The organism is Mesorhizobium sp. M7A.F.Ca.MR.176.00.0.0 (assembly GCF_004023165.1).
Classification (GTDB): domain Bacteria; phylum Pseudomonadota; class Alphaproteobacteria; order Rhizobiales; family Rhizobiaceae; genus Mesorhizobium.
This window is the reverse complement of record NZ_RZTC01000143.1, coordinates 5,188-13,422: the sequence shown is the minus strand read 5'-3', so window position 1 is coordinate 13,422 and position 8,235 is coordinate 5,188. Positions and strand designations below refer to the sequence as shown.

Here is an 8,235-nt window from a genome sequence, read left to right as displayed (position 1 = left end):
CCCCTAACCCCTCCCCACAAGGGGGAGGGGGATGCTGCCGCTCGCCGTTCACACAGCTTCCGAGCCCGGACTTCTGCTGTTTTGTCGTGGTCGGCGCCTGCGAGAGTTCCCCTCCCCCTTGTGGGGAGGGGCTAGGGGTGGGGGTCCCTCTTCGTCAGAATTCTTGTTCGACAGACAGAACAGAGGGTGCCGCCTAATGTTCCGCCTGGAAGCCCGCACAAGCACACCTGCCTGGTTCAACCTCGCTCTGCCATTGCTGGCGATCGGCGGGACGCTCATCCTATGCAGCGGCCTCATCGCGCTGGCCGGCGCCGGCGTGCTCGAAGCCTATGGCGTGATGTTCACGGCGTCGCTGGGCGACAGCTATGCGATCACCGAAACGATGGTGCGTGCAACACCCATGATCTTCACCGGACTGGCGGTCGCGGTCGCCTTCCGGGCCAAATTCTGGAACATCGGCGCCGAGGGCCAATTGCTGGCCGGCGCGGTGGCCGGCTGCTTCGTCGGTGCCATTCCAATGCCGGGACCACTCGCCATGGTCTTGATGGCGGTCGCCGGTGCCGCGGCGGGAGCCGCAGTCGCGCTGGTGCCGGCGACGCTCAGAGTAAAATTCAAGGTCGACGATGTCGTCAGTTCGCTGCTGCTCAACTCGGTCATCTATTATGCGCTGATGGCGCTGATCGAAGGCCCGTGGAAGGACTCCTTCAGCGGCTATCCGATCTCGCCGCCGATCGAGGATTCGGCCAATTTCCCGGTGCTGCTCGAAGGCACAAGACTGCATCTCGGCGTCGTCGCGGCGCTGATCGCGGCGCCGCTGATCTGGTTCCTGATCGTGCGCACGACGCTCGGCTTCAGGATCAGGGTCACCGGCGAAAACCCGGAAGCCGCCAGATATGGCGGCATCCATGTCGAGCGGGTGCTGATCTCGACGGCGCTGCTGTCCGGCGCGCTGGCCGGACTGGCCGGCGTCGGCGAGGTCGGCGGCGTGCATTTCCAGGTGATGAGCGACATCTCGCCGGGCTACGGCTATTCCGGCATCGTCGTTGCCATGCTGGCGCGGCTCAATCCGCTCGGCGTCGTGCCGGCAGCGATCTTCCTTGCCGCCGTGATGACCGGCGCCGAGGCGATGTCGCGGGCGACCGGCGTTCCGGCCTTCCTCAGTGACGTCATCCAGGGCACCGCATTGCTTGCCATGCTGGTGGCGCTGCTGTTCACCGCCTATCGCATCCGCCGCGTCGGAGTTGCCCGATGAGCGCGGTGTTCGAACAGATCTTCCAGGTCGGCTTCCTGGCCGCGATCATCCGCATTGCCACGCCGCTGGCTTTCGCGACGCTCGGCGAAATGTTCTCGGAGCGGGCCGGCGTGCTCAATCTCGGCATCGAAGGCATCATGCTGTTGTCGGCGATGACCGGCTTTACCGCCGCCAGCCTCAGCGGCAGCCTGTGGCTCGGCGTGCTGGCGGCAGTGCTGACCGGCATGCTGATGGGCGCGCTGCATGCGCTGTTCACCGTGGCGCTCGGCCTCAGCCAGCATGTCTGCGGCATCGGCGTGACGCTGTTCTCGTCGGGCCTCGCCTATTTCCTCTACCGGCTCATCTTCGGCCAGCAATCAGTGCCGCCCAACATCAAGGGTTTTCAGACGCTGCCGATCCCGCTCCTGTCGGACATCCCGGTGCTCGGGACGGCGGTGTTCAACCAGTTCGCGCTGGTCTACATGGCGATCCTGGCCATTCCGCTCGCCGCCTTCGTGCTCTACCGCACGCCATGGGGCCTGTCGGTGCGCATGGTCGGCGAAAACCCGCGCGCCGCGGATTCGGCGGGGGTCAGCGTCATCGCCACGCGCTTCCAGGCGGTCATCCTCGGTGGTGCGCTGATGGGGCTGGCCGGCGCCTTTCTGTCGATGGCGCAGTTCAACGCCTTCACCTTCGGCGTCGTCTCGGGGCGTGGCTGGGTGGCGATCGCGCTGGTCGTGTTTGGCCGCTGGGATCCGTGGCGCTCGGCGGGGGCGGCGCTGCTGTTCGCCTTCGTCGATGCGCTGCAGCTGCGCATGCAGGCCAGCGGGCTCGGACACATCCCCTACGAGGCGTTCCTGATGCTGCCGTTCATCTTCACCATAGTCGCCATGGCGGTGATGTCGCGCAACGCGACGGCACCGTCGGCGCTGCTCAAGCCGTTTCGACGGGAAGAACGGTAGACGAGCAGGACTTGGTGCCTTTCCTCTCCCCCGATCGACGGGGTAGAGGAAGGGCGACAAGCTGTCCCTGGGACGAAGAACCTGTCCCTGGAAAGCCTCACATCGCCGTAAAACCATTGTCAACGAACAGATGCGTGCCGTTGACGAAACTCGACTCGTCGCTGGCCAGGTAGAGCGCTGCTCTCGCCACCTCTTCCGGCTCGCCGATGCAGCCCTGCTGCGCGGCCAGTGCCGCGTCGGAGACGTCGACGCCGAGCCTGCCGAGGTCGGCGACCTCGCGCAGGCCGTGCGGTGTACGGATGAAGCCGGGGCAGACGGCGTTGCAGCGGATGTTTCGGTCGCGGAACTCGACGGCGATGGCGCGGGCGAACATGTGGCAGGCGCCCTTGGTGGTGTCGTAGAGCACTTCGTTGGGAGTCGCCGCCACCGCCGAGATCGACGAAGTACAGACGATCGAGCCGCCGCCGGCCGCAATCATGCCGGGCAAAACGGCGCGCGTCATCAGGAACATCGAGCGCACATTGACGGCATGCAGCCAGTCCCATTCCTGCACCGTGGTCTCCAGGAAGGGCTTTATCACGATGGTGCCGGCGTGGTTGAACAGCACGGTGACCGGTCCGAGTTTTTCGATAGCACCCTTCACGGCCGCTTCGACCTGTGCCTCGTCGGAGACGTCGGCGACAAAATGCTCGGCGAGATGGCCGCGCGCCCTGATTGTCGCTGCGGTTGCGGCGGCCGCCTCGCCGTTGCGGTCGATGATCGCCACCTTGGCGCCTTCCGCGGCGAACAGCTCCGAAGCCGCTCCACCCATTCCCGTCGCTCCTCCCGAAATGATGGCGACCTTGCCGGCCAGTCTTGTGCCCATTTTTCTGCCCCTATGTGACGTTTTCGCTTTGCGGGTTGGGCGATGCTACCGCGCCGGCGCCGGGCGGCCAATCCACGAGTTGCGTGCAGCGAGGGCAAGGTCATAGGTCCATTCGGACGCAGAAGCGAAAACGGACGCTCCATATGGATCGGCCGTTGGAGTGCTCCCTCTAAGCAAGTACCTACCAACTTCCAGCACCATAGGAGAAAATTATTCCATCTTTGGCCAAAAAATAGCAATCGACAAAGTCTACAAGTTTTATAGATTAACCGCCGAGACGGAGGTCGATATGTCCTATATCCAGAACGCCCAGACGGATCGCAGTGATCAGCGGTCGGCCAATGCCCAGGCCTTTCGCCCGGCCTATGCCGGGGCTTTCGCCTATCTCGTCTTTGCCCTTGCGTTCGTGTTCACCGGGGCCGTTGTGCTGGGCCTTATTCCCTGAGTCGTCAGATCGACCGGGCTTAGCTGCCCACCGCTTTCAGGCAATCGGAGTTGAATGAACCGAATCCTCGGCGTGCTTTCGCGCGCCCGACACCACGGAGGACATGGCAATGCCGATCGAGTTCACGCATATTCCCGGTAAGACCGCCGATGCCGCGGTTCCCTTTTTCTACGACTTTGCCGAGACCGCGACCAAGCTCGGGCTGATCGAGGATGGCGGCTTCCGCAAGATCGTCATCGACGATTCGGCCGGACTGCTGACCAACATGGATCTTGCGGCCCAGGTGCTCGATCGCACCTCGTCGTTGGAAGTCGTGCTCACCCATTGGGCGGGCGTGGTCGAACCGACCGTGGCGGCCCGCCAACTGGCGTCGATCGACAGGAAAAGCGGCGGGCGCCTGGCGCTGAGAATGATCAGCGAGCCGCTGAGCGACGCCGACGCCGAAACACGGCCGGTCGGGCACACCGTCATCTGGCAGCGCATCGACGAATATCTGGTGCTGCTGAAGCGGCTGTGGTCGAACGACCGGCCCTTCGACCACGAAGGAACGTTCTACAGCATCAAGGGCGGCTATGTGCCGCGCAAGGGACCGCACGGCGCCGACCTGGTCATCCGCATGGGCGGGCAGTCCGGAACGGCACTCAAAGTTGCCGGCCGGCATGCCGATGTCTTTGAATTGGCGCCCGGCTCGATCGACGAGATCCGGCAATTGATGGAGCGGGTGCGCCGCTCCGCCGCCGAACATGGTCGGGCCGGCAAGCTGCGCTTCGCGCTTCCGGTCGGGATTCACCAAGGTGCTTCCGCCTCCGGCCACAAGGCGGTCGATGTTGCCGGGCCGCCAGCCCAGGCCGCCCTGTCGCTGCTTGCGTATGCAGCCCTTGGGATCGATGAATTCATGATTGTCGGCGTCGACACGCCACGCGAGATCGCAACGCTCGGCCGGGAAACGATCGCTCTGCTGCGCAATTCGCTGGCGCGTCGCGAACACGAGGCATTCCAGCCTGGGGCATATGCGTCTCGTGCAGGATTGGAGACGCGGGCAACGGGCTGAAGTTCTTCAGCCTTTTGTTGCCTCGGGCCTGTCGCCAAGCCGCGACAGGCCTTCAATGACGGCGGCTGCATCCGCCAGCACTCCGAAGACGCCGTCCTCAACCGTCACCATGTGAAGCGCTGCTTCGTGCGCTTGTCTGTCGCCGCTGGCGCAGGCGTCCGAAATCGTCAGGCATTGGAAATTGCGGTCGCAGGCCTCACGCAGCGTGGTGTGGACGCAGACATCCGTGGTGCATCCGGAAAACATGAGATGCGTGATGCCTTGCGCGCGCAGCACAAGTTCGAAATCCGTATAGGTGAAAGCGCTGTTGCAGGTCTTGTCGACGATGATGTCCTGCGGGGCGACGTCGATCTCCGGAACGATCTGGAATCCTGGACCAGAGCGCAGCAGGATTTCGGTGCCTTCGAGCCCAGCGCGCTTGCGGCGCCATGTCTCGTAGGGCGTCATGTCGGCCATGTCAGCCCGGTAGCCCTGCCTGGTGTGGATGACCCTGACACCGGCCTTGCGGGCGGCTGATATCAGCCGGCTGACGGTCGGCAGGATCGCCCTTAGAGGCGACGGGTCATAGCCCTGCCTGGCGAAGTAGCCTGTCGTCGACAGGAAATCCTGCTGCAGGTCGATGACGACCAGTGCTGTGTTTTCGGCCACCAGCGCGCCGTCATAGGGGAAATCGAAGGGCGTTGCCTTGATCATCCGGGGCTCCCTGCTTTGGCAGACCATAGTGGATCAGCGCGACGACACCAGATGCTGGGCGTCGTGCAGGCGCCGATAGATGCCGCCGGCGCGGAGCAGTTCGCTGTGCGAACCCTGTTCGACGACGCCCGACTCCGAGACGACGACGATGCGGTCGGCGCCGCGGATCGTTGCCAGCCGGTGTGCGATGACCAGCGTGGTTCGGCCCTCGGCAAGTTCGGCCAGCGACTTCTGGATTTCGCGCTCGGTCTCGGTGTCGAGCGCCGACGTCGCCTCGTCGAGGATAAGGATCGGCGGGTTCTTCAGGAACATGCGGGCGATCGCCAGCCGCTGCTTCTGGCCGCCGGACAATTTTACGCCGCGCTCGCCGATGATCGTGTCATAGCCGGCCGGCAGGCCCGATATCATGTCGTCGAGTTGCGCCCGCCGTGCGGCGTCGGTGATGGCCTCGTCGGAAGCGCCGAGGCGGCCATAGGCGATGTTTTCGCGGATCGAGCCCCCGAACAGGAACACATCCTGCTGGACGATGCCGATCTGGCCGCGCAGCGAAGCGAGCGTCATGTTCCTGATATCGATGCCGTCGATGCTGATCGCGCCGGCGCTGACCTCGTAGAAACGCGGCAGCAGCGAGCAGATGGTGGTCTTGCCGGCGCCGGACGGGCCGACGAAGGCGATGGTTTCGCCGGCGTGGATGGTGAGATCGATACCCCTGAGCACCGGCTTGCCGTCGCCATAGCCGAAGCTCACGCCGCGATATTCGATATCGCCCTTGAGGCCGCTTACGGTCACGGCACCTGGCCGGTCGGCGATGTCGGGTTCGGTGTCGAGCAATTCGGTGTAGCGGCGGAAGCCGGCAATACCCTTGGGATAGGTCTCGATCACCGAGTTGATCTTCTCGATCGGCCGTACGAAGACGCCGACCAGAAGCAGGAAGCCGACGAAGCCGCCATTGCTGAGGCCTCCCGTGATGACGAGATAGCTGCCGGCGATCATGACCACGAGTTGGATCAACCTGATGCCCATATAGTTCAGGGAATTGCTGGCCGACATGATGCGGTAGGCGTCGAGCTTGGTCTGGCGGTAGCGCTGGTTGTCATGCGCGAACAGCGTGCGCTCATGCTCCTCATTGGCGAAGGCCTGGACGACGCGCATGCCGCCGACATTCTCCTCGATGCGGACGTTGAAATCGCCGACACGCCGGTAGAGCGCCTGCCAGTTGCGCTCCATGCGGTCGCCGTAGCGCATCGTCACCCAGGCGATCAGAGGCACGATCACCGCCGTGATCAGCGCCAGATGCATGTTGACCGTGAACATCAGCACGAAGGCGCCGGCGAAGGTCATGATGGCGATGAACAGGTCCTCGGGGCCATGATGCGCGATCTCGCCGATTTCCTCGAGGTCCTTGGTGACGCGGCCGACGAGATGGCCGGTCTTGTGGTTGTCGTAGAAGCGGAACGAGAGTTTCTGCAGATGATCGAAGCTCTTGCGCCGCATCTCGGTCTCGATGTTGATGCCGAGCATGTGGCCCCAATAGGTGACGACCGCCATCAGCACCGTGTTGAGCAGATAGATCACCAGCAGCCCGGCAGACGCGATGATGATCAAGGTCCAGTCCTGCTGCGGCAGCAGCTGGTCGACGAAGGTGCGGACCGCCATGGGAAAGCCGAGTTCAAGCAGGCCGGCCAGCACCGCGCAGGAGAAGTCGAGCGCGAACAGCCCCTTCCAGGGCGCGTAGTAGGAAAGGAAACGTCTGATCATCGAGGTGAACCGCAAGCTGTCTTGACGGGCGCGGTGAGCGCGCCGGCCGTCATCGGTGGGCGCTGCTTACAATCGGCAGCGCAACGGCGGCAATAGGCCAGGACGGACTTCATTGCCTGCCTTTCCACATCAGCGCCATGAAATAGGGGCCGCCGACGAAGGCGGCGATGAGGCCGGCCGGCACTTGCCAGGGAAAGATCAGCGTCCGCCCTGCCCAGTCGGCGGCAACGAGGATCAGCCCGCCTGTCATGGCCGAGGCCAGAAGCTGCGGCACGGCGCGGCGGAAGCCGAGCATGCGTGCGAGGTGCGGCGCCATCAGGCCGACGAAGCTCAGCGGGCCGATGACCAATGTCGCGGTTGCGGTGGCCAATGCGGTGAGCGCAAGCAATGTGGCGCGAACGCGTCCCAGTCGCAGGCCAAGGCCACGCGCGGCGGTTTCGCCGAGCGGCAGTATATCGAGCCAGCGCGCGGTCAGCGGCGCCAGCGCGAGGACGGTGACCGCGACCGCTGCGGCGGTGAAGGCATCCGTTGGCGTTGCGCGATAGGTCGATCCCGACAGCCAGGCGAGCAGGAAGTCCATGCGCGGATCGCCGCTGGCCAGAAGCAGCGCGGCGAAGGCGGACGCGACCGTCGCCACGGCGACGCCGGCAAGCAGCAGCCGTTCCGGCGACAGGGCATTGCGCCGCCCGACCAGCACGACGATCGTCAGCGCCAGCAAGGCGCCGGCGAGGGCGGCGCCGAGCATTGCCGCGCGGTCGAAGCCGTCGCTGAGCAGCAGCAGCGCCAGCACGCCGAAAGAGGCGCCGCCGGAAATGCCCAGGACCTCGGGTGCGGCCATCGGGTTGCCGGTCATGCGCTGCATCAGCGTGCCGGCGACGGCGAGCAGGACGCCCGCCGACAGGGCGACGACGACGCGAGGCGCGCGCAGGGCAAGCAGCTCGGTCAAATCCGCGGATGCGATCCAGTGCCAACCGCCTGCGCCACGGCCAAAGCCGATGGCGAGGACAACCGCGAGGATGAGCGCCAGCAGGCCCGCGATCAACGGCAGGCCGTTTGTCGGCAGGCGTATCGACGACACCATGTCGGCCTGCCTTTCGGGGGTGGTTCGCATTCGCGGCAACAGGAACAGCAGCAGCGGCGCGCCGAGCAAAGCGGTCGCGGTGCCGGCGGGGATTTCGCCGGCGAACGGCAGATGCTGCACCAGGCGGTCGGTGAGCCAGAGCAGGGCAC

At 64.9% G+C, this 8,235-nt stretch carries 8 protein-coding genes; 4 read left to right on the top strand and 4 right to left on the bottom strand.

All coding sequences use genetic code 11. From position 1 onward, the window contains the following. Positions 1-196 precede the first annotated feature (196 nt). Together EOB59_RS30565 and EOB59_RS30560 are read left to right on the top strand one after the other, a co-directional pair. A complete protein-coding gene (locus tag EOB59_RS30565) occupies positions 197-1,252 on the top strand; it encodes an ABC transporter permease (protein ID WP_127808761.1) in 1,056 nt (351 codons plus the stop codon). After that, positions 1,249-2,193 carry an ABC transporter permease gene (locus EOB59_RS30560; RefSeq protein WP_128289966.1) on the top strand — a complete coding sequence of 315 codons (945 nt, stop codon included), beginning with the start codon at positions 1,249-1,251 and terminating at the stop codon, positions 2,191-2,193. Before EOB59_RS30565 ends, EOB59_RS30560 begins: the two co-directional genes overlap by 4 nt. Positions 2,194-2,290: 97 nt before the next feature. Here EOB59_RS30560 and EOB59_RS30555 read toward each other — a convergent pair whose 3' ends face one another. Beyond that, positions 2,291-3,058: an SDR family oxidoreductase gene (locus EOB59_RS30555; protein WP_128289965.1), complete on the bottom strand. Its 768-nt coding sequence runs from the start codon at positions 3,056-3,058 to the stop codon at positions 2,291-2,293. A 289-nt stretch (positions 3,059-3,347) separates the two neighbouring features. Here EOB59_RS30555 and EOB59_RS30550 point away from each other — a divergent pair, with 289 nt between their 5' ends. Together EOB59_RS30550 and EOB59_RS30545 are read left to right on the top strand one after the other, a co-directional pair. Next, entirely contained in the window at positions 3,348-3,503 is a 156-nt protein-coding gene (locus EOB59_RS30550) for a hypothetical protein (protein ID WP_127269069.1), read from the top strand. 109 nt (positions 3,504-3,612) lie between these two features. Further along, positions 3,613-4,554, top strand: coding sequence for an LLM class flavin-dependent oxidoreductase (locus EOB59_RS30545; RefSeq protein ID WP_127808765.1), 942 nt, complete (start codon positions 3,613-3,615; stop codon positions 4,552-4,554). Between the two features lie 6 nt (positions 4,555-4,560). Here EOB59_RS30545 and EOB59_RS30540 read toward each other — a convergent pair whose 3' ends face one another. The 3 genes from EOB59_RS30540 to EOB59_RS36870 form a co-directional block, all read right to left on the bottom strand. Then, a complete protein-coding gene (locus tag EOB59_RS30540; protein WP_128289964.1) occupies positions 4,561-5,247 on the bottom strand; it encodes an isochorismatase family cysteine hydrolase in 687 nt (228 codons plus the stop codon). Positions 5,248-5,280: 33 nt separating this feature from the next. Continuing rightward, positions 5,281-7,005, bottom strand: a complete 1,725-nt coding sequence (locus tag EOB59_RS30535; RefSeq protein ID WP_128289963.1) for an ABC transporter ATP-binding protein — start codon at positions 7,003-7,005, stop codon at positions 5,281-5,283. A 109-nt stretch (positions 7,006-7,114) separates the two neighbouring features. Beyond that, positions 7,115-8,235, bottom strand: a 1,121-nt coding sequence (locus EOB59_RS36870; protein ID WP_245486825.1) for an iron chelate uptake ABC transporter family permease subunit, incomplete at its 5' end; no start/stop codon positions are given.